Raw genomic sequence first — 26,193 nt, forward strand, 5'->3', positions numbered from 1 at the left:
AAGGAGGAGCAAATGCCCCGTCTTCAGATCAATAACAGAGAGATTGGGGTCAGGTCTTGAATTGTGAATTCGACGATTGACTGCTAATCTGATTCTTATGGCCAGACCGCTACGCATAGAATTTGCCGGAGCTCTCTATCATGTCACTTCACGGGGTGATGGTAGGGAAGATATCTATCTGAATGATGAGGATAGAGCAGTCTGGCTGGAAGTGTTGGGTGAGGTTTGCAACCGCTACAATTGGGTTTGCCATGCCTACTGCCTGATGAGTAATCATTATCATATTCTGATAGAAACCCCAGAGTCTAATTTGTCCGTGGGAATGCGCCAACTAAACGGTGTTTATACGCAGCGTTTTAATCGGCTGCATTCCCGTGTAGGCCATGTGTTTCAGGGGCGCTACAAGGCGATTCTTGTTGATAAGGAATCCTACTTGCTGGAGTTGGCGCGTTATATCGTTTTAAACCCTGTTCGAGCGAGAATGGTCCGAAAAGCCCAGCAATGGCGCTGGAGTAGTTATCGAGCAACGGCTGGATTCGAGCCGGTAAAACCTTGGTTAAATGTCGATTGGTTGCTGAGCAGTTTTGCTCGCCGACGAAAAACCGCTTGTGAGCGCTATCAGCGCTTTGTGGAAGAAGGGAAAGGGCAGCCATCACCGTGGGAAAGTTTAAAGAATCAGGTGTTTCTAGGAAGTGAAGCATTTGTTGAGCAGATGCAAACGTTATTGGATTCTGATAAAAGCTTAGATGAGGTACCAAGCAGTCAAAGGCGCCCATTCGCTAAACCACTGAGTGACTATGCAAGATCAGCCGAATCACGCAATGAAGCGATAGTAGCCACCTGGCTTTCGGGTGGGTATAAAATGAAAGAAATAGCTGAGTACTTTGGGTTACATTACTCTTCTGTGAGTAAAATAATAAAAGCCCACGAGAATTCACAATTCAAGACCTGACCCTATTCTTTTCATGAATAAAATCAGAGTTACACTGCTTTTTTCGTGTAACTTATGTGAGGGTTTTTATGATTAAAAGGATAGTTAAGTCTGTAAGATACGCTAATACTTTGAACAAAGTTGATAGAAAATGTTTGGATAAAAATTGGAAGGAAGTGATTGAATTACTAAATAAATGTAGGGCGATATTGGGAAAAGATAATGTTACAACTTCTATTTTGACTGCTACGGCTTATTTCCAGTTGCTTGATTGGGAGTCTGCCTCTAAGTATATTTCATGTGCTAAAAACATTTGTGAAAATAGTAATCGACTAAATAAAGACGAAAAGAAATATTTGATAACTTATTTGAAAGGTATGGAGCTAACTATAACTTCCAGAGGAGATGAAAGTGTTGTGTATGATGGTCTAGATTATTCATACAATGAAGATAATATTGATTCCACATTTAAGACACGGTTCTTTTTCAAAAAATTTAAAGAGCCAGCTGCTGATTCCAATTACAATCAATAGGATCATTGAGATCATTGGGTTCAAGTTGAACCTGCTACAGTTTAACGGGCACTTTTAATAAGGGACAATTGTGCCCTCAGTAGTGTTTGAGGTTTCTACAAAAAAACGGGCTTAGAAATTGGAGGCATATTTAGCCTCTTCTTATGGTCAGACCACTACGCATAGAATTTTCCGCGCAAGTTCTGGCGACAGTTCACTTAATCGCAAAACCATTGATTTTATAAATTTAGTTTATGAATTAGTCTGACTTATAAGTATCTCGAGCCAAATGGACAACGTTGTCCATTTGTGCGGTCCTGTGCGCTGTGTCACATCTTCGGTTTTGGCGTGAGAAGCTCTGTTTATTTGTGACGAAATCGCGGTTAACATTCCTCTCGCGTATCCGTTTCTTATGAGAGCAGAAAATGGATATGGTAAATAAAGAATAATAACTACTTAAATAGTTTTGATTTGGCTTTGGCCAATAATCCCTGCAAGGATGCGAGAATACTTTTAAGGATGAAGCCTACCTTCCCACAATTCAGTTTTATTTTTTTCACTTTTAGTGATTTCGCGGTGCGTATTTCGCATTCGCGTGCTGTGTTGTGTTTGATAAAAAATATGGAGACCAAGATGCATATGAATGCTAAGTTAATGACAGCGCTTATGGCCCTTGCACTTTCTGCGTGCGGTGGAGGCGGTAGTTCCTCTGGTGGATCCGCTTCGAGTGTTGCTTCTACTGCCCAGTCCAGTTCATCAAGTGTTGCTAGTTCTGAATCTACAGAATTCAATGAGATTATGGGGCTGTACGATGCTTCATCTGGAGTAGATAACAACTATTATTACATCGATTCCAGCGGTACCTTGACGGCGTACAATTATTTAGGCGACGGCGCAGATGCGGGCGACAATTGTTACCGCGAGGCTGTAGAGGATGACGTAAACGCAGATATTACAGGATCTAGCTTAAATGCAGAGTCGTCCGGTGATTACTCGATTGATATTGGGGGCAATACCGTCACGTTAGAAATGACGGGTGATGAAATTACCCGAATCTCGGCGGGTGGTATCTCGGCAGGGGGTAGCATGTCGTTGACGCTCGGCGGTGTCTCTTTTCGTTTGACGCCGGATAGAGCAACTGACTTGTCGATTGATGACATTACCAGCATGATGTGCGAGTAAAGTTTTCGGCTACAGCGATAAAAAAAGCCCGCTTAAACAGCGGGCTTTTTTTATAGGTAATTATTTTTTGCGCCATTCTTTTCCCGTTGCAGCCCAGTAGGCGCCGTCGTATTCGTGGTAGAAGGATTGGGTGAAAGCCCACTCACGCAATCGTTTTGTGTGTGAGAAACTTTGTTTATTTGTTACGGCGTCGCAGTTAGTATTTGACCCACAGATTCTCTTTTTGCGAGAATGAGCAGCGAAAGCTGATATGAATTAGATTAAATTTGGCTTAGGTCATGAATCCTCGCAAGGAGGTGAAGGCCTGTTTAAGGATGGAGCCAATGTTTTCACAGTTCACCATTATTTTTACACTTTTAGCTATTTCGCGGAGCTCAATTTTTAGTCGCGTACCTTATTATGTTTGATAAAAACATGGAGACAGATATGCATATGAATGCAAGGTTAATAGCAGCGCTTATGGCTCTCACTCTTTCGGCGTGCGGCGGAGGTGAAGAAGGCCCTTTTGGTGAATCCTCTTCGAGTGTGGCGTCAAGTTCATCTAGCGGTTCCAGTTCTGAATCCACAGAATTTGATGAGGTTATGGGGTTGTACGATGCTTCATCTGGGGTAGATAAAAACTATTATTACATCGATTCCAGCGGTACCTTAACGGCTTACAATTATTTAGGCGACGGCGCAGACGCGGGCGATAATTGCTACCGCGAGGCTGTAGAGGATGATGCGAACGCCGATATTACGGGATCTAGCTTAAATGCAGAGTCGTCCGGCGATTACTCGATTGATATTGGTGGCAATACCGTCACGTTAGAAATGACGGGCGATGAAATTACCCGAATCTCGGCAGGCGGTATCTCGACAGTGGGTAGCATGGCGTTGACACTCGGCGGTGTCTCTTTCCGCTTGACGTCGAAGAGAGCAACCGATTTGTCGATTGATGACATTACCAGCATGATGTGCGAGTAAGGTTTTCGGTTACAGCGATAAAAAAAGCCCGCTTAAACAGCGGGCTTTTTTTATGTGCAATTATTTTTTTCGAAGCCCTTTTCCCGTCGCGGCCCAGTACACGCCGCCGTAGATATGCTCCAGGAACATTTTGTCTTTATAGGTGGAAGGCATGTGGCCTAAGCCGGTGTAGAAAGCACGGCCGCCGTCGTATTCGTGGTACCAGGCAATTGGGTGAAAGCCCATGCCTTTACCGGCCACCTGGCCCCAGTCGGCAACCGGGTCATAGGTGTTTTCGTCTACGGCGAGAATGTAATTGAGACCGTCGATGCGCTCGGCGCCAAATTCGTAGTATTCGTCGGTCCACAGGAAGCGGTCGGGCATGCGCTCTAGGCCGGGAAATTTACGATCCAGTACTTCCACTTCGGCGGTTTGAATGGCCGGATGAATGTGGAAGGTGCGGCCGACCATTTTGGTGTACCAGTCCCAGTCGTATTCGGTATCGGATGCTGAGTGGATACCGACGAAGCCTTTACCGGACTGAATAAATCGCTCCATGGCGGCTTGCTGGTCGTCGTTGAGGATGTCTGCGGTAGTGTTTAAAAAGACGATCACGTCGTAGTTTTTCAGGCGGTCGTCGGCAAATACGTCGGACATTTCTTGCCAGTCGAGCTTGAAGTGATGACGCTCGGCCATTTCCTGCATGGCATCCACACCGGCGTTGATGGATTTGTGATGCCAGCCTCCAGTTTTGGTGAACAGCAGAACGCTAAACTGTTCGGCGAGCGCGGGTAGGGCTGAGACAAGTAGGGTGGCTGCCAGGGCCAGCCTGGCGGTAAATGAGCGCATGGCATTTCTCCATTATTGTTAAGGGCGCCTGCTATGGGCGCGCGTTTTGTGTGCCGATAAAGATAAACGGCGCTTGCGGGAGAGACAACCGTGTTAGCAATTATTAACGCGCCTTGGTGTCGGTAGTCCCTATGCCTAAGCTGTCCCATAGGGCATCCACCCGAGTTTTGACTGCCTCATCCATCACAATGGGCTCGCCCCATTCGCGATCGGTTTCTCCTGGCCACTTATTGGTGGCGTCCATACCCATTTTGGAGCCCAGGCCCGATACAGGGGAGGCAAAGTCCAAGTAATCGATAGGTGTGTTTTCCACCAGTGTGGTATCGCGCGCCGGGTCCATACGGGTGGTGATGGCCCAGATGACGTCTTTCCAGTCGCGGGCGTTGACGTCGTCGTCGGTGACAATGACGAACTTAGTGTACATAAACTGTCGCAGGAATGACCAAACGCCCATCATCACCCGTTTGGCGTGACCCGGGTATTGTTTTTTCATGGTGACGACGGCCATGCGATATGAGCAACCTTCTGGCGGAAGATAAAAATCGACAATTTCCGGAAACTGCTTTTGCAGCAGCGGAATAAAGACTTCGTTCAGCGCCAGGCCCAATACCGCAGGCTCGTCTGGCGGCCGGCCGGTATAGGTGCTGTGGTAAATGGGATCTTTACGGTGGGTGATGCGGGTGACGGTAAAGACCGGAAAACTGTCGACTTCGTTGTAGTAGCCGGTGTGGTCACCGTAGGGCCCTTCAGGCGCCATATCGTCAGGTGCGATGTGGCCCTCTAAAATAAACTCGGCCGAGGCGGGTACCTGCAGCTCGTTGTCGCCTGCTTTTACTACCTCGGTTTTATCCCCCCGCAGCAGGCCTGCAAAAGCGTATTCGCTCAGCGTATCTGGCACGGGTGTGACCGCCCCTAAAATTGTGGCTGGGTCGGCGCCCAAGGCGACCGCCACGGGAAAGGGTTTGCCCGGATGCTCTTGCTGCCATTCGCGAAAATCCAGCGCGCCGCCGCGGTGGCTTAACCAGCGCATGATCAGACGGTTTTTACCGATCTTTTGCATGCGATAAATACCCAGGTTTTGGCGCTCTTTGTGGGGGCCGCGGGTAATAACCAATGGCCAGGTGACCAACGGCGCGGCATCGCCTGGCCAGCAGGTTTGAATGGGAAGTTTGTCGAGGTCGATGTCCTGCTCGTTAATGATGACCTCTTGGCAGGGCGCTTTTTTTAACACCTTGGGCGCCATGTTCAGCACTTGTTTAAAGATGGGCATTTTTTCCCAGGCGTCTTTTAGGCCTTTGGGCGGCTCGGGTTCTTTTAAAAAGGCCAGGAGCTTGCCGATTTCGCGCAACGCTTCCACCGAATCTTCGCCCATGCCCATGGCTACCCGCTCGGGGGTGCCGAACAGGTTGCCCAGTACCGGAATGTCGTAACCTTTGGGGTTTTCAAACAAAAGGGCAGGGCCGCCAGCGCGCAAGGTGCGGTCGCAGATTTCGGTCATTTCCAAGTTGGGGTCAACTTCGACGCTGATGCGTTTAAGTTCGCCGCGCGCTTCGAGTTGGGAGATAAAATCGCGAAGGTCGGTGTATTTCATGATGGGTCCGGAAAACGGTTTACGGGATACGGTGGCTGGAAAGTATAACGAAAAACGGGGAACATTTACGTTCCCCGTTTTTCGTCAACCGTTCACCGGTGGCTTACTTTCTTTTCATCGACAGGAAGAATTCATCGTTGGTTTTAAAGTCTTTTAGCTTATCCACCAAGAATTCGGTGGCCGCTACGTCTTCCATATCGTTCAGCAGGCGGCGCAAAATCCATACGCGTTGCATTTCGTCGTCTTTCATTAACAAATCTTCGCGGCGAGTGCCGGAGCGGCGTACGTTAATGGCAGGGTAGGTACGTTTTTCCGCGATCTTGCGATCCAAGTGCAGCTCAAGGTTACCGGTGCCTTTAAACTCTTCGTAAATCACTTCGTCCATTTTCGAGCCGGTGTCCACCAGTGCGGTAGCGATAATAGACAGGCTACCGCCCTCTTCAATGTTACGCGCGGCACCAAAGAAACGCTTGGGGCGCTCCAGAGCGTGGGCATCCACGCCGCCGGTCAGAACTTTACCGGATGAGGGAATCACAGTGTTATAGGCGCGAGCCAGACGAGTGATGGAGTCCAGCAGGATGATGACATCTTTTTTGTGCTCTACCAGGCGTTTGGCGCGCTCAATCACCATGTCGGCCACTTGCACGTGGCGCGCTGGTGGTTCATCGAAGGTGGAGGCAACCACTTCACCGCGTACGGAGCGCTGCATTTCGGTTACTTCTTCCGGGCGCTCGTCAATCAGCAGTACGATCAGGTGGCACTCAGGGTTGTTGCGAGTGATGGCCTGAGCAATGTTCTGCATCATGATGGTTTTACCCGCCTTGGGCGGTGCGACAATCAAGCCGCGCTGACCCTTACCGATAGGGCTGATCAGATCAATGATGCGGCCGGTCAAGTCTTCGGTAGAGCCATTACCAGCTTCGAGTACTAGGCGTTCGTCGGGGAAGAGGGGGGTGAGGTTTTCAAAGAGAATTTTGTTGCGGGAGCTTTCGGGTTTGTCGAAGTTAATCTCGTTAACCTTCAGCAGGGCAAAATAGCGTTCGCCTTCTTTAGGGGGGCGAATCTTACCCGCAATGGTGTCGCCGGTGCGCAGGTTAAAGCGACGAATTTGGCTGGGCGACACGTAAATGTCGTCGGGACCGGCCAGGTATGAACTGTCGGCTGAGCGCAAAAAGCCGAAGCCGTCTTGTAGAATTTCCAGCACCCCGTCGCCGTAGATGTCTTCACCGCTTTTGGCGTGGCGCTTGAGGATATTAAAGATGATGTCTTGTTTGCGCGAGCGGGCGAGGTTTTCTTGCCCCATTTCGCGGGCGATATCAATCAGTTCTTCAATGGGTTTCTTTTTAAGATCGGTAAGGTTCATACAGTTGGACTTGGTTAAGTGAAAAGTTTATGCAGGAAGTTAATGCCTGAATGGTTGATCTGCTCAGCAGATTGAAAGAGTTAACTCGGGTTGCTAGTTACTGGTGAGCAACCCGCAGGCAGCCCGTTTAAGTTTGCGCGTATCTTGTTGTTTTATGACGCAAACTGCAATTACGTTTTTGTTACAAAGCATTCGTTACCGAATAACCTACAGAGCTATCTTGAAAAGCGTAGGGAAAGTCTCAGGGAATCTTTGTTGGCCCAATTCTGGCGGGTGTGTGTCGCTTGAAAGTGGGCTTAACTAACGAGAGCTGTAACAGGTGTTCGGAGTATAGCGGCAAAGTTGGGAAAGTGCAAAGCCCCCCGCAGACAATGGGCATCGCCTGCGGGATGGGTCGAATTTATAGCGCAGAATCGATAAATTCAACCAGCTGAGCACGGCTCAGGGCGCCCACTTTAGTGGACTCGGCGCTGCCGCCTTTGTAGATGATCAGTGTTGGAATACCGCGAATACCAAACTTGGCCGGGGTTTCTTTGTTGGCATCTACATCCATTTTGGCGATTTTGATTTTGCCCGCATATTGGTCGGCCAGCTCATCGAGAACCGGCGCGATCATTTTGCAGGGGCCGCACCAGGCTGCCCAGAAGTCTACCAGTACCGGCAGATCAGATTGCAGAACATCGGCGTCGAAAGAATCGTCGGTAACGTGAACAATGGCGTCGTTACTCATAGTCAAATAGTCTCCAGGCCCGTATTTGGGTATTTGAGTGTGTGTGCAATGGGAATGCCCTGCACGGGTAAATGGGGGCTCAAGCGCTTAAATCAAGCCTCGCAATGGCTTGCATAATAAGGATTGCACAGATACCGATCAAGCCGAAATAGACTATGGTGCCAATTGGTGAGGTCTATCTTTCGTCAGACGGCTTGCCCAGAGAGGTCATTTGCTGGGTCAGGCCGAGTTTGTCCAGGGCTTTGCACAGGCTTTCCAGGGTAATCGGCTTGCATAGAAAATGATCCATGCCACAGGCGAATACGGCTTCGCGGTGTTCCTCCAAGGCGTGCGCGGTAAGCGCGACGATCGTAGTAGCGGTAAGGTTGTGCTGACGTTCGTAGGCGCGAATCGCACGGGTCGCGGCAAAACCGTCCAGCTCTGGCATTTCGCAGTCCATTAGGATCAGGTCATAGGCGCGCTCGGCGCTCTGCACTGCTCGCAGGGCCTGCTCGCCATTTTCCACGACGGTGGGAGACACGGCCAGCTTGCCCAGCAAGCCGGTGATCACCATACGGTTTACCGCATTGTCCTCTGCTACCAGAATATTCAGGCTCGAGAGCAGGCGCGCCTCTACGCTGGTCTCCTGCACTTGGTTTTGCTGCGCCGGTGGGTCAAGGTTTAGGCTGGTGCACAGTGCGGCGAACAGGTGACGGGGAATAACTGGTTTGCGCAGCACCTTGGAAATTTTCAGCTGTTGTTGTGCAGCGCTGTCTATTGGCTCTTCCGAACCTGTGAGCAGAACGATCGGCAGCTGCTGGTGATTGTGGTGCCGACGTATGCGCTCAGCCAGCGCGAGGCCTGACATAACTGGCAGCTCCTGACATACGACCGCCAGGTCGAAATCGAGTTGTTCAATCAGCTCCAGCGCCGAGCTGGCGTTAACGGCGCAGCTGAGCTTTACTTGCCACTCTTGGCACAATCGCCGCATCAGCAGCCGGATGGGCTCGGAAGGTTCTACCAGGAGCAAATGCTTGCCGGCGAGTTGAGTATTGGCTTTTACCTCGGCTGCTGTTGCAGCGCTGTTAAAGCGGGCGGTAAACCAAAAACGCGATCCCTCATTTTTGACGCTGCTCACGCCAATATCTCCGTGCATGAGTTCGCATAGGCTCTTGCAAATAGCCAGGCCCAGCCCGGTGCCTCCATAGTTGCGGGTGGTGGTGGTGTCGGCCTGGTTAAAAGCATCGAACAAGTGCTCTTGCACCTCGGGGCGTATGCCAATTCCGGTGTCATTTACGCTAAACATGAGTTTGGGCTGGTCGATGCTGGAGTCGGCGGCGGGCATAATCTCGAGGCTAATACAGCCTTGCTGGGTAAATTTAAAGGCGTTGCCCATCAAGTTAATAATGATTTGTCGCAGCCGTGTTGGATCTCCAAGTACTTTGTGCGGCACTTGAGGGGCGATATAACAGTAGAGCTCCAGGCGACGTTTGTTAGCGGTTGGTCCGAACAGTTGCACAGTATCTTCAACCAGAGCCGGTAGATCGAACTCCGTTTTTTCCAGCTGCATTTTGCCCGCTTCAATCTTGGAGTAATCGAGAATGTCGTTGATGATTTCCAGCAAGGTCTCGCCGGAGCGATGGATGACGTCCAGATAGTGTTTTTGGTTGTCGTCCAGTGGCGTGTCGCGCAGCATTTCCAGCATGCCTATGACACCGTTCATAGGGGTACGAATTTCGTGGCTCATGGTGGCTAAAAACTGGCTTTTCGCGCGGCTGGCGTCTTCGGCGGCGAGCTTTTGTCGGCGTGTTTCCAGCTTTTCCTCTTTTTCCGCTAACAGCGCCAGCTCCATCGAGCGGCGCTGGTCTAGATCTTCAAGCAAGGTTTCGCGCATGTCATTGATGGCGTCAGTCACATTGTCCAGCTCATCGGGGCGGGGATCGGTTTTAACTCGGTTAAGGGTTAGCGGGGTGGCTAGTTTGTCGAGGTTGAGACGGCGCGTGTACTGGGCAATGGTGTCCATGTGCCGGGTCAGTAGGGTGTGTATCAGCCACAAGATAAGGATGGATACCAGTAGGGTCTTGGTGCCTTGGATCAGCGCAATAAACAGCGCGCGCTCCCAGAGTTTGTCGTAAATGCTCGACAAATTGGCCGTTATAGTCAGCTGCCCTAAGTCTTGGGGTTTGGTGGTTTCGTCCTGGTAGATTAGATCATAGTGTTTGGTCAGAAAACGCGATGGATTAGCGGCGATCGCCTGGTCGTCTATCGCCTGTTTGCTGACGGTAAGAACCTGGGGCTTGTTGTTCCAGTCCAGCCAGTCGACTTTTACTTGCACCACATCCGCCACATCTAGCACGCTGTTTACCTGAACTTGCAGTTGGTCCTGATCGAAGCCCCAAAGGCTTTTGGTGATGCTGGCGAGGGTGCTGACTCGCACCTGATCAAGGCGTTTTTCCAGTGAGGAAACATCGTCGTTAAAGCTAGTATAAAGCTGTAATACGATAGCAATTAGGGTAATCAGAGAGCTGCAAAGAATAATCAGGCCGAGCAGGCGGGCGGCGATAGGGTTGTCGCGGGTGTAGCGTGCAAATGATGGCATTGAGTGTAAATGCTGGGCTGTGAACGGTCGCTTAAGTGTAGCAGTGGGCGCCAGCTTTGCCGATAAATACTGATATTGGCGACGCTAACTGTAACAACCAAGTACCTCGTTGAGAAACCTTAATCCCAGGTTGGTGGTGCCAATGCGCTCTTCTAAGGAGGTGACCAAGCCGCGCGTGTGCAGGCGCTGCCATTGGGGGTGCAGAGAACTCAGCTTGAGACCAGTGCGCTGTTGATAGAGGCTCGGCTCACAGCCTTCGAGCAGACGCAGGGCGTTAAGCAGAAACTCCAGCGGTCGCGCGTCTGGATCTATGGTTTCGCGCCCCGCAATGGCCGGGTTGGTAAAGCGCCCGGGCCCAGTACCTGCCTGCAGATAGCGATCCGGCTGACGGGTTTTCCACTGGCGGATGATGGTGTCTTCCTCGGCAAGGGTGATTTTTCCGTGCGCGCCTGCGCCTATGCCCAGATAGTCGCCGAATTGCCAGTAGTTAATATTATGCTTTGCCTGTGGGCCGCTTGCGTAGGCAGATACTTCGTAACGCTTGTAGCCTGCCGCTTGCAGCAGATCGTGGCCGTCGTCCTGAATATCGGCCAGGGTGTCTTCTTCGGGTAGCTGGGGCGGCTGACTGTAGAAAACGGTATTGGGTTCGATGGTCAGCTGGTACCAGCTGATGTGCTCGGGCGCGAAATCTATCGCGGTGCGTAAATCTTCCAGCCCCGCCGCTCGGCTTTGGTCCGGCAGGCCGTGCATTAAATCCAGGTTGATATTGTTGAAACCGGCTCGCCTCGCCGTGGCGACCGCTCGATGCGCCGCGGCGCTGTCGTGTATCCGCCCCAGTGCTTTTAACTGTGCATCGGCAAAGCTCTGAATACCGATAGAAAGTCGGTTGACGCCGGCGCGGCGAAAATCCGTGAACTTTGCTTGCTCAAAGGTGCCTGGGTTGGCTTCTAGGGTGATTTCTATGCCGGATTCAAAGCCAATGATCGACTCTGCATCCTGCAGTATTTGGCCTATTGCTTGTGCCGAGAAAAGGCTGGGGGTGCCGCCGCCAAAAAAAATGCTGCCCAGCTTGCGCCCCTGGGCCAATTCGGCATCGGCGCTTAAGTCTTGGGCCAGGGCAGCTACATACTCGGCTTCGGGTAATTCGGCTGCCGCCTGGTGGGAGTTAAAATCGCAATACGGGCATTTGCGCACGCACCAGGGAATATGGATGTAGAGTGATAGAGGGGGAATCTGCAGGCTCGACAAGGTGGCACCAGGGTTAGAGTATTGCGCTGTTATTATCGCACGGAGCGCCGGCTCTGCCTATGCGTTCTGATTGAGCCAGGTTTCCAGAATCAGCCTTGCTGCAATCGCGTCTACCGGATCGCTTTTATAATGGCTCGAGCCGCCTGCGGCGCGGTGCTCTTGTTTGGCTTCGAAACTGGACAGGCGCTCATCTACCATTTGTACCGCCAGCCCGAAACGGCCGTGAATACGATTGGCGAATTTGCGTGCGCGTGTGCTCAGCTCGCTCTCGCTGCCGTCCATATTTAGGGGTAGACCGACTAACACTAAATCGGGCTGCCATTCATCCAGCAGTTTTTTAATCTCATCCCAATTGGGAATGCCGTCGCGGGCGCGCAATTCGGTGAGCGGCGAGGCCATGCCGGTCTGACGTTGCCCGGTGGCTACACCGATACTGCGAGTGCCATAGTCGAAGGCGAGCAGTGCGGTCACTATGCGTGGCCCGCGACACTGGAAATTAAGTTGAGGTCGATACCGAGGTTGCGTGCAGCCGCAGCCCAGCGCTGCTCGGTGGGGGTGTGAAATAAAATTTGTTGATCGGCGGGAACTGTCAGCCAGGCGTTGTCGGCAATTTCCTGTTCCAGTTGGCCCTTTTCCCAGCCGGCATAGCCCAGCGCCACCAGTGAGTTTTCAGGCCCTCGGCCTTCGGCCATGGCTTCAAGAATGTCCCGGCTTGCGGTGAGCGAAATATCGGGTGACACCTGGATGCTCGATTGCCATTGCTGGTTGGCACAGTTGGGGTGCAAGACAAAACCGCGCTCGACACTGACCGGGCCGCCCGCCAGGGCGGGGCGTTCGGCTGAGCTGTGTTCTAGGCTCAGTTCAAGCTGTTGATAAATGTCGCCCAGTGTCAGATCCATAGGCAGGTTGATGACAATCCCCATAGCGCCATCATCTGAGTGTTCACAGATATAGGTTACGCTGTGGGCAAAATGAGGATCGCTCATGCCGGGCATGGCAATCAGGAAATGATTGCGAAGTGAGCCAGGTTCCAGAGATTCGTTGGTGTCGGTCGTGGTCATGTTGTTAAGTATTAGGGCGAATGCGGACAAACTCAAGCGTGTTATTGACTGGCCGAGGCGGTACTCAGGCCGTCTATCTCGAACGACCAGGTGCGGATAATTTGCAGTTGGTCGTAATTTGCCCGTACTTGAGCAGGAATGGGGTCGAACGGGGCGGCGAGGCGCACGATCTGCAATGCGGCTTGATCCAGAATTCCGATACCCGAGGACTCAGACAGCTCTAACTCGCGAATGGTGCCGTTGGGGTTAATCGTTACCGACATCCGCAGTTTTCCTGTAATGCGCTGTGATAACGCCTGCTGTGGATAATTGTCGTTACCCACCTGCTCGATTTTCCGGCTCCAGTTAAGCAAATACTCAGCCTCGGGTGCTGTTTTAGTCGCCACTGAGGTCAGGCGACGCAGGCGAGGGCGCTTGGCATATTCCTGACGCTGGCGGTCGAGCTTGGCCTGCAGGCTGGCAATTTCTGGTGTGACTAGTGGTTGCTCATCCGGTTGGCCCTCGCGCTCGTCTTCTTGGCGCTGGCTCTCGCTGTCGGTGGGCTGCTGGATCTGTCTTGGAGACGCCTCTGTGCTGGTGACGATTTGCGCCTGAGTAGCCATTGCTTCCGAGGCCGCTTGAATCCGTGGCACCGGATTAATTGGCTTCACCTGAGGCGCGGCAAAATCCGCTTGCTGATCGGTGGTTAGCTCTTGATCGGCAAGTTCGGTGCCGCTTGCTTCTTGATTGTGTTGCGCGAGAAATCGCGCATCCTGCGGGGCCGTTGCAGACTGATAATTAGCCAGAGTAATTTCCAGCGTCGGAGCCAGATCATCGGGTTTGGGGAGGCTGAAAGTAAGTCCGAAAATCAGCAATGCATGAGCGACGATGGCGACAAAAACCGTAAAGCTCAAGCGATCCAGGCTTTTAACACTGGTGTCCACGCCCACCGCGACAGCGTTTGCTGCAGCGCTGTTGCCGCCGGTGCTCATACTTTAGCGGCCCTCGATGACACTTGGTTTTCGACTGCCTGCATCAGTTTGGCGCCTATTTGGGTGTCATAAGCGCGGTCAATTTCGCGCACGCAGGTGGGGCTAGTGACATTAATCTCGGTGAGATAGTCGCCGATGACATCAAGCCCGACAAACAGCAGGCCGCGCTCCACCAGTTGCTGTGCCACCTGGCTGACAATCCATTGGTCGCGTTCGGTCAGAGGTTGCGGCTGGCCCCGGCCGCCAGCCGCAAGGTTGCCACGGGTTTCACCTTCTGCGGGAATGCGGGCCAGGGCATAGGGGATGGCTTCGCCGGCCACCACCAGAATGCGTTTGTCGCCATTGCTGATTTCAGGAATAAACTTCTGCGCCATGATGAGGTGACGGCCCTGTTCGGTCAGCGTTTCGAGGATTGAGCCGACGTTGGGGTCATCGGCGCGGCAGCGAAATATGCCGCTGCCGCCCATACCGTCCAGGGGCTTAAAAATGACGTCTTTGTGATCTTTGTGGAAGCTCTTTAGTTGATCCATGCGCGCGCTGACGATCATCGGAGGGCAGCACTGGGGAAACTGAGTGGCAAAGATCTTCTCGTTGCAGTCGCGCAGGCTGGCCGGGTCATTCACGATCAGGGCGCCTTGGCGCTGGGCTGCCTCGAGTATGTAGGTGCTGTATATATAGTCGGTGTCAAAAGGCGGATCTTTGCGCATCAAAATGGCATCTAGCTCGCCCAGCGCAATATCGCTGGGCGCTCCCAGCTCGTGCCATTTATCTGCGTCTTCAAACACCTCGAGTGGGCGAGCGAAGGCGCGCGCCTGATCGCGACTCAAATACAGATCCGTGGGCTCCATGTAATAGAGTTCATGACCGCACTCGCGGGCGGCTAATAGCAACGCTAATGTCGTATCTTTGTAGTAGGTTATGCTTGCGATGGGGTCCATCACAACGCCGATTTTAAGGCTCATTACAGTGAATCCAGCTGGTCGTTGGCGGCTGCCTTGGCTTTGCACGATGGCTATGGCGCAGGCTTTGTCCGAAAAGGGGTAAAGTTATCCGCTCAGTGGTGCCGACGCAAGCCTGTTTCGTCATAATTGAGAGTAATATCAAAGTGGTTAAACTGTTGATTTTTGAATATATTCAGTCATTTATAGATAAAGCCTAAAAACTATGTTAAAAGTTGGTCGTATAAATAAACCCGGATCGTTTGCGGCCGGGCCCGGTGCGCTCTCGGTTTCCTCCGGGTAGCAGCGCGTCTAGGCAGATCCCAAAAAATACAACGCAAAGGTCAGTATGTATGGACGTTAGCTTGGAAAGTCTCAAAATCATGGTGATCGACGACAGTAAAACCATTCGTCGTACCGCCGAAACGCTGCTAAAAAAAGCAGGTTGCACTGTCATTACCGCTACCGACGGGTTTGATGCTCTGGCAAAAATTGCTGATTCGCGTCCCGACATCATATTTGTGGATATTATGATGCCCCGCCTGGACGGCTATCAGACCTGTGCACTGATTAAGAATAATACCGAGTTTAAATCCACGCCGGTCATTATGCTGTCCAGCAAAGACGGCTTGTTTGATAAGGCCAAGGGCAGAATTGTCGGTTCCGATCAGTACCTGACTAAGCCATTCAGCAAAAGTGAGCTGTTAGGGGCCATCGAAGAGCATGTAAAACAGGCTAAAGCCTCCTGAGAATTACAGCCATAACACTAAAATAACCGAAGACTTAGACTACTTAATATTTATTGGGGATCCCATGGCCAGAGTATTAATCATCGATGATTCGCCAACCGAAACTTATAAACTGACCACCATGCTGGAAAAAAGCGGCCATGCCGTACTCACCGCCCCCAACGGCGAAGAGGGTGTTGAGCTGGCAAAAAAAGAAAAGCCAGATGTTGTCTTAATGGATATCGTCATGCCGGGTTTAAACGGCTTTCAGGCCACTCGCCAGCTGACCAAAGCGCCGGAAACGGCCAACATTCCCGTGATTATCGTGACCACCAAAGATCAGCAAACCGATCGCGTTTGGGGTATGCGCCAGGGCGCAAAAGCCTATCTGGCTAAACCCATTACAGCTGATGTATTGATGAATGCCATAAATGAAGTAATGGCCTAGCTGCCCGGCGTTCGCGTTTGGGTAAGGAGCCAATAACTAAATTAACGGAACCGAATTTATGGCGGAACAATCCAGTGCGTTTACAGCGCTTGCACGGTTAGCTCAAGGCAGTCGCAATGCAGCGCGCGGGCTTCCCGCCCAGCTGGATGTGCGCGAGCAGTGGAGCGGGGTGGGTTTTACCCTGTTAGGCAGCTACTTCGTCGCTTCCATGGATGAAGTCGCGGAAATGCTCGAAGTCCCTCATTTTACTCATTTGCCCGGCGTGCAGCCCTGGGTGCGTGGTGTGGCCAATGTACGCGGTCGCTTGCTGCCATTGTTTGATTTGGCTGCATTTTGCGGCGGGCGCCTGGTGGGTGGACGCAAGCGGCGTCGGGTGCTGGTGTTAGAAACCGAAACGCTGTATTCGGGTTTGATCGTCGATCAAGTATTCGGTATGCAGCACTTCCCTGTGGATGAATACCACAGTGAGAGTGGAGATTTAGTTGAGGCTATTCAGCCTTATGTGCAAGGCAGTTACATCGTGGGTGAGCAGCGATGGAACGTTTTTAAGTTATCGGAATTAGCCCGAGATCAGCGCTTTACCAACGCGGCTAAAGATTGATTCGGGTATTTGTCGGAATGAAAGATTCAAGAGGGATTTTGGTCGCCGCAGATTAAAGACGGCCAGATTGACCCTTTACCAACAATTTACAACAAGCTACAAAGTCGGTCGGGAGTGAGTCAATGAAAACTGAGTCCAGAACTATCGCTGGGACGATCAAGAGCAATCCTGCGATTGTTCTTGCTGGCGTGCTATTGGTAATCTTTTTGGTTGCCACGCTGGTGGTCTTTATGTTGGTGCAGAAAAATGCTGCCAACGATCAGCGATATTTGCAGCAAGCCGCAGAATTGCGTGCCCAGGCTTTCCAGTTAACATCGTTAGCGCGGGATGCAACATCGGGTGAAGAAGAGGCGTTTACCGAGTTATCGACCGTGGTTGATACCATGTCGAACACTTGGGAGACGCTGCGCAATGCCGATGCCTATACCCGCGAAGAGCTGCGGGCCGAATTTGATAGCTACGGCTCGGTCTGGAAAGACCTGAAGGCTAACGCTGAGACCATTTTGGAGAACCAAGAAACCATCGTGTTTCTGAACCAAGTTGGTAGCGAGCTGAACAACAACCTGCCTACCCTGCAATCGCAGCACAATATCATCGTTGAAATTTTGCTGGAAACCGACGCGCCGGCGGAACAGGTTTCTCAGGCTCGTATGCAGTCTTGGCGCGCCGAACGTATCGGTCGGAACGTGGATAAAATGCTACGCGGTGGCGATGAGGATGCCACCAAAGTTGCGGACCAGTTTAACCTCGATGCCAACATTTATGGTCGCGTATTGAATGCAATGCGTGAAGGCGACGAGATGATGGGCATTTCAATGGTAACCGACCCGGATGCCCGCGCCAGTCTGGAAGAGATTGCGTCGTTGTTTGAAACCGTAAGTGGCTCGGTGCAGACCATTTTCGAAGGTGCTCCCGCCCTGTTTGAAGCGCGTCAGGCCGAAGAAGCTGTACTCGACCAAACACCGGTACTGTTGCAATCGCTCAGTGATATCACCGATAAGGTATCCGTGCAGGGCGAGGCGCGTCCACTGAACAACAATGTGCTGCTTGCACTGGCCGCCGCTGCGATTATTTGCTTGGGTGTAATCGGTGCCCTGATTTATATGGGTACTCGTCGCCGCCTGGCCGTAACCGCCGAAACCAACGAGCAGAACCAGACGGCGATTTTGCGGCTGCTGGATGAGCTGGCCGACCTGGCTGATGGTGACCTGACCACCACCGCCACGGTAACCGAAGATTTCACCGGTGCGATTGCCGACTCTATTAACTACACGATTGACCAGCTGCGGATTCTGGTGGCGCGAATTAACGATACTGCGGTGAACGTATCTGCCGCCGCCCAGGAAACCCAGCAGACCGCTCTGCATTTGGCCGAGGCCTCGGAGCACCAGGCTCAGGAAATTGCCGGTGCATCGGCAGCGGTAAATGAAATGGCGGTTACCATTGACCAGGTATCGGCCAACGCCTCTGAATCGGCGGCGGTAGCGGAACGAGCCGTATCCATCGCCAGTAACGGCGCCAAGGTGGTACAGAACACTATTAATGGTATGGATACGATTCGCGAACAGATTCAAGATACATCGAAGCGGATTAAGCGATTGGGTGAATCGTCGCAAGAGATTGGTGACATCGTATCTTTGATTAACGACATTGCTGACCAAACTAACATTCTGGCTCTTAACGCTGCGATTCAGGCCTCTATGGCTGGTGATGCAGGCCGCGGCTTCGCGGTGGTTGCGGATGAGGTGCAGCGCCTTGCAGAACGCTCGGCCGCTGCAACCAAACAGATTGAAGCGCTGGTTAAAACCATTCAGAACGATACCAACGAGGCTGTAATCTCGATGGAGCAAACCACCTCTGAGGTGGTGCGCGGGGCGCGCCTGGCACAGGACGCCGGTGTGGCACTAGAAGAAATTGAAAACGTATCCACGAGCTTGGCTGAATTGATTCAGAATATTTCTAACGCCGCTCGTCAGCAAGCCTCGTCTGCTGGTCACATCTCCAACACGATGAACGTGATTCAGGAAATTACTACTCAAACCTCTGCCGGTACCAGCGCCACGGCGCAGTCGATTGGTAACCTTGCCTCTATGGCCATGGACCTGCGTGAGTCAGTTGCCGGTTTCAAACTGCCCGAGGAAGATACCAGTGAGGCTAACGCTTATGCCGCCGCGCCCGCTGCAGAAATCGAGGCTGAGACAGCGCCCGACTATGATTCTGCGGTAGAGCTGGAAGAAGCGGAAGTTTTGGACCTGAGTGACGAAGTGGAAATAGACATTGATGGTGATGAGCTGGAAAGCTCTAAGCGTCACTCGGGCTAAGCCACAGATATTGTCGGTGGACTGAATTATGGGCTGGTCTTTACGGACGATCGCCGATCTCAGTGACAGTGAGTTTGCCGCTTGGAGTCAGCTGCTGGAAGAGCGCGCCGGTATTCAGCTGGCTCCGATGCAAAAGTCTTTGTTGCAGTCGCAGCTGAGCATACGCATGCGCGAGCTCGGCTATGATAGCTACAACGAATATTATTCACTGGTTACCGACGGGCTGCAGGGACGGCTCGAATGGTCAATATTGATTGATCGAGTCGCCGTCAAAGAGACCAGTTTTTTTCGCCACCGGGCGTCTTTTGAGTATGTAAGACGCTATCTGCAAGACAAAATCAACAATCGTCAATTAAGTGAAAGCTTTGACTTGTGGAGCGTAGGCTGCTCTACCGGCGAAGAGCCCTACTCATTGGCAATGGTGGTAAACGATTGCTTCGAGTTGGCTCAGCTTGAGCCCTACTACGGTGTGACCGCACTGGATATCAGCTCCACTGCTTTGGCAAAGGGGCGTCTGGGGCGATACTTGCCCCGCGCGCTGGAGCAGATGACAGCTGAAGAGGCTAAACGTTATACCCAAGTGTGTAATGATGGCAGCTATGAAATTGCGCGCAAACTGCGCGATCGAGTCTGCTTTACCCATGGCAATGTAATGCAGATCGGCGACATGCCCAAGGTAGAGATGGACGTAATATTCTGCCAAAACCTATTGGTTTATTTCCGTCGTTGGCTGCGTCGCGATATTTTAAATTCCCTGGTAGAGCGCATAAAGCCGGGTGGCTTGCTGGTTATTGGTTTGGGGGAGTCTGCGGACTGGGATCATCCACAGATGAAACGGGTCAACAACGAGACCGTACAGGCCTACATCCGGCAAGAGCATAAAAAACAATGAGGAAGGCGCTAGATGGCTGATAATCGCAACTTCGCGGCTCTGGATTGGGTCATTCATGAAATTGCTGAAACCTTAAAGCAGGCCAGGCAGTCGCTGGAGTCCTATGTCCAGGACACAAACGACAAAGCCAGGCTGAGATTTTGCCTTACCCATGTGCATCAGGTGCGCGGCAGTCTGCAGATGGTTGAGTTCCACGGTGCGGCTATGTTGGCCGAAGAGATGGAGCAGCTCACTCAGGCAATGATTAATGATGCAGTCGCCAACTCGGGCGAAGGCGCAGAAGTATTAATGCGCGCTATTCTGCAGTTTCCTATTTATCTCGAGCAGGTGAAAACAAGCCGCAATGACAATCCTTTAGTGGTATTGCCGTTGCTCAACGATTTGCGCACCGTGCGTGGCGAATCGCTATTGTCAGATACCAATTTATTTATGCCCGATCTAGCCCCGGCTAGAACTGTGTCGGGCGAAGTGCTGCCCGTTGCAAAAGATGACGCTCAGTTTAAGGCCACAGTCGCTAAGCTTAGACAGATGTATCAGTACGCGGCAGCGGGTTTTATTAAATCGGTCAATGCCGATGAGAATCTCGCTTATTTGCAAAAGGCATTTCAGCGCCTGTACCGGTTAACCAGTGGTACCCCTAGACAGAGCCTCTGGGAAATCGCGGTAGCTTTGGCCGAAGCACTGGAAATGGATGCCGTTGAGTCCAGTGTGTCGGTGAAGAATTTACTGCGTCGCTTAGACAGAGAAATCAAAGTGCTGGCGGTGCATGGTGTGAAAGCGCTCGGCGTTTATACCGACAATGAGCTACTGAAAAACCTTTTGTACTATGTGGCGCGCTCGGGCAAGCATGCACCGGGCTTTGCCAGCGGCTCTTTTTTAAAACAAGTCTATGACAAGTACAGTTTGGAAACCGCGCTACTAGAGGCAAAGGAAACCTCTGACAGTGACGGTTTATTTACTGCACCTGATCCAGAGGCGATGCGTTCCGTAGTGGCCGCACTTAAAGCCGAGCTGGATGGCGTGAAATTGGCGCTCAACAACTGTTTGGCTGGCGCCGGAGATAACGCTTCTCTGGCCAACGCAGTTGGTATTATTAAACGCGTTGCCGATACCATGGCGGTGTTGGGCGTGGGAGATTTACGCCGTGAAGTCCTAGAGCAAGGTGCGGCCCTGGAGTTGGCCGTGAACGCCGATAGCGCGCTGTCTCACGATCAGTTGATGTCTGTTGCCAGCCGTATCATTGATATTGAAGGCGAGCTGGATGTATTGGCAGCCAACGCAGGGAAAAGCCCCAATAAGGTGGTTAAGGATCAGGCAGGGATAACTCTGTCAGATGCGAAAACATCTGTAATGCGAGAGTCGCGCAACGGCCTTGAACACGCCAAAGATGCGATCGTTGAGTACATTGCTTCGCAGTGGAATCGCGAACATCTGGTGAATGTGCCACAAATGTTGCGTGATATTCGTGGCAGTTTGGACATGCTGCCTTTGCCGCGCCCGGCAAAAATTTTGGGCGCCTGCGCCCGCTATATTGAAGAGCAATTGCTACAACAAGAGCTTACCCCGGAGTGGTCAACCCTGGACACCTTGGCGGATGCCATTACTAGCGTGGAGTATTATCTCGAGCGTCTCGGTGGTGAGAGCAGCGAAGAGGAAAACGACCTGCTGTTGTTGGTGGCTGAAGAAAGTGTGGCCGAGCTGGGTTACGCAGTAACCAAATATTCCTCAAATAAGTCTGAAGCTAATAACGAGCTTGATTCGGATGCAGGACTTCCTGAATCGGCAGACGACACGGTCGAGGTCGAGGTCGAGAACGAGGAAGATTTAGCAGATCAATTGCAAAGTGCTTACGCATCAGCGCTCGGGGATGGAGACGAATCGACGACAGATGCAGACGAAGATTCAGCCGAGATTGAAGAGATTGATTACTCCCTTGACGCTAGCACCGAGATGGCTGATGAACCATTCCCTGCAGATGAACTATCTCTGGATAGCCCCGTGCACCAAGCGGACGAGCGCGAGCCCGTAGAGAGCGCTCTGGCAACCGACTTTCAGCAGGATGATGAAGACGACGTTGACGAAGAGATTCTTGAAATATTCGTTGAGGAAGCTCAGGAAGTAACGGAGACGATTAATGAGTACTTTCCCCGCTGGGCGCAGAGCTTTGAAGACTCAGAGGCTCTGACCGAATTTCGCCGTGCCTTCCACACCCTAAAAGGCAGTGGTCGAATGGTTGGCGCTAGCGACATTGGTGAGCTCGCCTGGGCCGTGGAAAATATGTTGAACCGCATTATCGACGGTTCTGTGGCACCGGCAACGGCACACGTAACTTTTATTGAAAATGTCCGCCTCATGTTGCCGGGCATGATTCAGTCTTTCGCCGACAAACAACCGACACCTCAAATCGAATTAGTTAATCGGATGCGCGAACAGGGCGAGCAACTCTCCCGCGGCGAAGTACCCCACGACCTGCATGTTCTGCCTGCGCTTGACTCAACGGATACCGCTTTGCAAAGCGGAGCAGAGGATAATGTCAGTGAACATCATCACCTCCACGAAGATGTAGATAGCGAAGATGACGATGATAGCCAGCTGTGGGATATTTTTGGCAGCGAAGCTCTGGCGCATCTGGCGATCGTAGAAGATTATATCGAGCGCATGGATGAGGCGCGGCCATTGTTTGAGCCCCCCAGCGATGATATGCAGCGAGCTTTGCATACCCTGAAGGGCAGTGCGCATATGGCGGAGGTAACACCTATCGCCGAGTTGGCGACACCGCTGGAAAAATTTGTTAAAGAACTGCGCAGCTACCAGGTCAACATTAATGATGACATTTTGCAGCTTCTGCATGATGGCGTGAATTACACCCGTACAGCGCTAGACGATATCAGTGCTGGGCGCGATGTTGTTATTCCCAAGTTGGAACAGTACTTGGCGCGCGTTGCGGAGCTGCGGGAAATTTATGTTGCGCCATTAGCACAGTTGCAGGAAGCCGACGCTAATGGCAAGCGACCGGTTGATCCGGAGCTGCTAGAAATATTTATGGCTGAGGAGATGAACCTACTCCTCGATGCCGATCAGCTAATCGAACAGTGGAAATCTACCCCCGAAAACCTTGAGCAGTTGTTGCCGGTTATCGATGAGCTGAAAAACCTGACGCGGGGCGCCGCGCACGCGAACTTACCGCCTATGGCCAGTTTAGGGGATAAGTTACATCAGGTTTATCAGAGAGTTCTTGGCAATGAGTTGCAGTGCAGTGACGGTCTGTGTGCAGATCTTGTCAATATCCACACTGCACTTTTGGATATGGTAGATGCCATAGCGGCGGGGCAAAACTTGCAACCCATACCGCCTCAGATCGACGCGGCATTAGCACATTGGCTTGACGGCGCCACGGCGAGCAATAGCCTGTTAGCCGAAGCCGAAGCCGAAGCCGAAGCCGAAGCCGAAGCCGAAGCCGAAGCCGAAGCCGAAGCCGAAGCCGAAGCCGAAGCCGAAGCCGAAGCCGAAGCCGAAGCCGAAGCCGAAGCCGAAGCCGAAGCCGAAGCCGAAGCCGAAGCCGAAGCCGAAGCCGAAGCCGAAATCCCGCAGCCTGAGTCGCACGATAACTTGCCCGAAGTCGCAGCAGGCGAGTCATCGGATGCCGAGCTTGATGCTCCCTCTGCTGGTGTTGAGTTAGAAGATTTTGAATCATCTTCTGCGCCGGTAACGGTTGATAATACCGACGAGCAGCCTCTGGATGATGACTCGCAACAAGATACTGCCGACAGTCGCCACGAGCAGTCGCAGCAGGATAGCTCTGGGCAGCTTTCGGTGAAATCCAGTGGTGATTTTGCGGCCGATATTGAAGTAGAAGACGAGCTCGATGAAGAAATTCTCGAAATCTTTATGGAAGAGGCCGAGGAGCTTTGCGAAGAGATTGAGCGCGCTTTACATGATTGGCAGGAAGATTGGTCTAACCGTGAGTGCGCCGAAGAGCTCAAACGCTGCCTGCACACACTAAAAGGCGGTGCCAGGCTTGCAGGGCTGACTGAACTTGGGGATTTAACCCACGAGTTTGAAACTCGCTTAATCGAAATGAATCTTGAGGATATGGACCAGCCAACTTTCGCGGCGCTGGTGCAATATCAGGATCAGATACATCATGGTGTTACCGTTGTACGCGCTAAATTAAACGGCGAGGCTATACCGGTTGCTCCAACGACACAAGATTCGTCTAGTTCAGATAAAACGGCGGACGATAGCAATACTCTAAGTAACGAGCCGGCACCAACTTCAGATGAAGCGGGCGGAACCCAGCAGCTTGCTGGCGACGCGGGCAAGGTCCTCCCCTTTGCCCCCAAAGCTAAACCGCAATCGTCATTCAACGGTCAGCCGTCGCCAGGCGGCGGTGGTAGTGGCGCCCAGGTAGCTACCACAGCTGCCCAGGCGCAGCATCTGGCAGCGAAGCGCAGCGGCCCGCAAGAGGTCGTAAAAGTTTCTGCTGAGTTGCTGGAAGAACTGGTAAACCTCGCCGGTGAAACGTCCATTGCCCGAGCCCGTATTGAAGAGCAGGTGGGCGATGTGGGGCTGGCGCTGGAAGAGATGGATGCGACCATCGAACGCCTACAGGAGCAGCTGCGTCGTCTGGATATTGAAACCGAGGCACAGATTCTATTTCGCCAGGAACAAATGGCTCAGCATGAAGATTTCGATCCCTTGGAGATGGATCGCTATTCCGCTTTGCAGCAGCTTTCGCGCTCATTGGTCGAGTCAGCGTCGGATTTGTTGGATTTACGCATGACGCTCGCGGATAAAACTCGCGATACCGAAACTTTACTGTTGCAACAGTCTCGCATTAATACCGACCTGCAAGAAGGACTAATGCGCTCGCGTATGGTGCCTTTCTCGCGTTTGGTTCCGCGGCTGCGGCGTATCGTGCGTCAGGCCGCCTCTGAACTCAACAAAGAAGTCAGTTTTGAGTTAGACAATGTAGAAGGTGAACTGGACCGTTCGGTGTTGGAGCGCATGATTGCGCCGCTGGAGCATATGCTGCGCAATGCAGTGGACCATGGGATTGAGCCGGCTAAGGTTCGCGAGGCGAACGGCAAGCGTGAAGTGGGCACCATTTCTCTGAGTTTGTCACGTGAAGGTGGAGATGTTGTATTGCGACTGCGCGACGACGGACGCGGTATTAATCTGGAGCGTGTGCGTGCCAAGGCGATTGAGCGTGGCTTGATGAGTAGTGACGCTCAGCTTTCAGATCAGGATGTAATGCAGTTTATTCTGCACGCCGGCTTCAGTACGGCCGACAAGGTGACACAAATCTCCGGTCGTGGTGTGGGTATGGATGTCGTGCACTCCGAGATTAAACAGCTCGGGGGGGCCATGTTTATCGCTTCGGCGTTAGGCGAGGGCACCGAGTTCACCGTGCGTCTGCCCTTTACCGTATCGGTTAACCGTGCCCTGATGGTGGAAATCGGTGATGATCATTACGCCATTCCGCTTAACACGATCGAAGGTATTGTGCGTGTCAGTCCGTTCGAGCTGGAACACTACTATCAAGATGAAAGCGCGCGGTTTGAGTACGCCGGAGAAAATTATCTGGTGCGTTATCTCGGGTCGTTGCTCGATAGCGACGCGCTACCGAAGCTGGATGGCCAGGCCCTACCTCTGCCAGTGGTGTTAGTACGCAGTGCCGAAAACACTGTGGCGCTGCAGGTAGATAAGTTGATGGGTAGCCGTGAAATTGTGGTGAAAACCTTAGGGGCGCAGTTTAGCGCGGTTCGCGGTGTATCCGGGGCTACCGTAATGGGTGACGGCTCGGTTGTGGTTATTCTCGATTTGCACGCACTGATTCGCGAACAGCTGGCACTTGGCTTGGCAGAAACAACTTTGCTGGAGCCGTTCAAACAAGAGCCATACAGCAGCGCCGATGACGACGATGAAAAAACTATTATGGTTGTCGATGACTCGGTAACTGTGCGCAAGGTGACCGGTCGTTTCCTTGAGCGTGAAGGCTACAACGTGATAACCGCAAAAGACGGGGCCGAAGCGATATTATTGTTGCAAGACCATATTCCGGACGTGATGCTACTGGATATTGAAATGCCGCGTATGGATGGTTTTGAAGTGGCAAAGAATATTCGTACCAGCTCGCGCCTGAAGCATTTGCCCATCATTATGATCACCTCGCGCACCGGTGAAAAGCACCGCGAGCGCGCCCTGGGGCTTGGGGTTAACCGTTACATGGGTAAACCATACCAGGAAGATACTCTGCTGCAGAATATCGAGCAGCTTATCACCGAGGCCGGGGAGAAATGAG

At 52.2% G+C, this 26,193-nt stretch carries 20 protein-coding genes; 10 read left to right on the forward strand and 10 right to left on the reverse strand.

The annotated features are described in order from the left end of the window. The first annotated feature begins 76 nt into the window (after positions 1-76). The 4 genes from NHM04_RS12415 to NHM04_RS12430 all read left to right on the forward strand — a co-directional run bounded on the left by NHM04_RS12415 (position 77) and on the right by NHM04_RS12430 (position 3,591). A complete protein-coding gene (locus tag NHM04_RS12415) occupies positions 77-952 on the forward strand; it encodes a transposase (RefSeq protein WP_254264105.1) in 876 nt (291 codons plus the stop codon). 110 nt (positions 953-1,062) lie between these two features. Next, positions 1,063-1,464 (forward strand): hypothetical protein, encoded by a 402-nt coding sequence (locus NHM04_RS12420; RefSeq protein WP_254264106.1) that lies wholly within the window; start codon positions 1,063-1,065, stop codon positions 1,462-1,464. 456 nt (positions 1,465-1,920) lie between these two features. Beyond that, positions 1,921-2,625 carry a hypothetical protein gene (locus NHM04_RS12425; protein WP_254264107.1) on the forward strand — a complete coding sequence of 235 codons (705 nt, stop codon included), beginning with the start codon at positions 1,921-1,923 and terminating at the stop codon, positions 2,623-2,625. A 459-nt stretch (positions 2,626-3,084) separates the two neighbouring features. Beyond that, complete coding sequence (locus NHM04_RS12430) at positions 3,085-3,591, forward strand: hypothetical protein (RefSeq protein WP_254264108.1); 507 nt, start codon at positions 3,085-3,087, stop codon at positions 3,589-3,591. 60 nt (positions 3,592-3,651) lie between these two features. Here the strand turns inward: NHM04_RS12430 and NHM04_RS12435 are convergent, their stop codons facing one another. The 10 genes from NHM04_RS12435 to gshB all read right to left on the reverse strand — a co-directional run bounded on the left by NHM04_RS12435 (position 3,652) and on the right by gshB (position 14,923). After that, the gene (locus NHM04_RS12435) at positions 3,652-4,419 is read right to left on the reverse strand and encodes a ThuA domain-containing protein (RefSeq protein ID WP_254264109.1); all 768 of its coding nucleotides are present in this window, start codon (positions 4,417-4,419) and stop codon (positions 3,652-3,654) included. Between the two features lie 103 nt (positions 4,420-4,522). Then, a complete protein-coding gene (ubiD, locus tag NHM04_RS12440) occupies positions 4,523-6,010 on the reverse strand; it encodes a 4-hydroxy-3-polyprenylbenzoate decarboxylase (protein ID WP_254264110.1) in 1,488 nt (495 codons plus the stop codon). Positions 6,011-6,113: 103 nt separating this feature from the next. Next, on the reverse strand, positions 6,114-7,373 hold the full coding sequence (rho, locus tag NHM04_RS12445) for a transcription termination factor Rho (RefSeq protein ID WP_254264111.1): 1,260 nt from the start codon (positions 7,371-7,373) through the stop codon (positions 6,114-6,116). Positions 7,374-7,773: 400 nt separating this feature from the next. Beyond that, on the reverse strand, positions 7,774-8,103 hold the full coding sequence (gene trxA, locus NHM04_RS12450; RefSeq protein WP_254264112.1) for a thioredoxin TrxA: 330 nt from the start codon (positions 8,101-8,103) through the stop codon (positions 7,774-7,776). A 175-nt stretch (positions 8,104-8,278) separates the two neighbouring features. Beyond that, on the reverse strand, positions 8,279-10,681 hold the full coding sequence (locus NHM04_RS12455; protein ID WP_254264113.1) for a response regulator: 2,403 nt from the start codon (positions 10,679-10,681) through the stop codon (positions 8,279-8,281). Positions 10,682-10,765: 84 nt separating this feature from the next. Next, a complete protein-coding gene (hemW, locus tag NHM04_RS12460; RefSeq protein ID WP_254264114.1) occupies positions 10,766-11,929 on the reverse strand; it encodes a radical SAM family heme chaperone HemW in 1,164 nt (387 codons plus the stop codon). Positions 11,930-11,986: 57 nt separating this feature from the next. Further along, positions 11,987-12,400 carry a Holliday junction resolvase RuvX gene (gene ruvX / locus NHM04_RS12465; RefSeq protein WP_254264115.1) on the reverse strand — a complete coding sequence of 138 codons (414 nt, stop codon included), beginning with the start codon at positions 12,398-12,400 and terminating at the stop codon, positions 11,987-11,989. Further along, complete coding sequence (locus tag NHM04_RS12470) at positions 12,400-12,990, reverse strand: YqgE/AlgH family protein (protein WP_254264116.1); 591 nt, start codon at positions 12,988-12,990, stop codon at positions 12,400-12,402. The genes ruvX and NHM04_RS12470 overlap by 1 nt, the downstream gene beginning before the upstream one ends. A gap of 41 nt (positions 12,991-13,031) precedes the next feature. Next, positions 13,032-13,961, reverse strand: coding sequence for an energy transducer TonB (locus NHM04_RS12475; protein WP_254264117.1), 930 nt, complete (start codon positions 13,959-13,961; stop codon positions 13,032-13,034). Further along, positions 13,958-14,923: a glutathione synthase gene (gene gshB, locus NHM04_RS12480; RefSeq protein ID WP_254264118.1), complete on the reverse strand. Its 966-nt coding sequence runs from the start codon at positions 14,921-14,923 to the stop codon at positions 13,958-13,960. The genes NHM04_RS12475 and gshB overlap by 4 nt, the downstream gene beginning before the upstream one ends. A 329-nt stretch (positions 14,924-15,252) precedes the next feature. On the opposite strand from gshB, the gene pilG reads away from it, so the two are divergent. From pilG to NHM04_RS12510, 6 genes are all read left to right on the forward strand, one after another. After that, the gene (gene pilG, locus NHM04_RS12485; protein WP_020210990.1) at positions 15,253-15,648 is read left to right on the forward strand and encodes a twitching motility response regulator PilG; all 396 of its coding nucleotides are present in this window, start codon (positions 15,253-15,255) and stop codon (positions 15,646-15,648) included. 64 nt (positions 15,649-15,712) lie between these two features. Next, positions 15,713-16,075 (forward strand): twitching motility response regulator PilH, encoded by a 363-nt coding sequence (gene pilH / locus NHM04_RS12490; protein WP_254264119.1) that lies wholly within the window; start codon positions 15,713-15,715, stop codon positions 16,073-16,075. 58 nt (positions 16,076-16,133) lie between these two features. After that, positions 16,134-16,676, forward strand: a complete 543-nt coding sequence (locus NHM04_RS12495; RefSeq protein WP_254264120.1) for a chemotaxis protein CheW — start codon at positions 16,134-16,136, stop codon at positions 16,674-16,676. 122 nt (positions 16,677-16,798) lie between these two features. After that, entirely contained in the window at positions 16,799-18,997 is a 2,199-nt protein-coding gene (locus NHM04_RS12500) for a methyl-accepting chemotaxis protein (protein WP_305881944.1), read from the forward strand. Between the two features lie 28 nt (positions 18,998-19,025). Then, complete coding sequence (locus NHM04_RS12505; RefSeq protein WP_254264121.1) at positions 19,026-19,889, forward strand: protein-glutamate O-methyltransferase CheR; 864 nt, start codon at positions 19,026-19,028, stop codon at positions 19,887-19,889. A gap of 12 nt (positions 19,890-19,901) precedes the next feature. After that, entirely contained in the window at positions 19,902-26,192 is a 6,291-nt protein-coding gene (locus tag NHM04_RS12510) for an Hpt domain-containing protein (protein WP_254264122.1), read from the forward strand. The last annotated feature ends 1 nt before the right edge of the window (position 26,193 follow it).

The sequence above is a fragment of the Gilvimarinus sp. DA14 genome (genome assembly GCF_024204685.1).
In the GTDB taxonomy this organism is placed as follows: domain Bacteria; phylum Pseudomonadota; class Gammaproteobacteria; order Pseudomonadales; family Cellvibrionaceae; genus Gilvimarinus.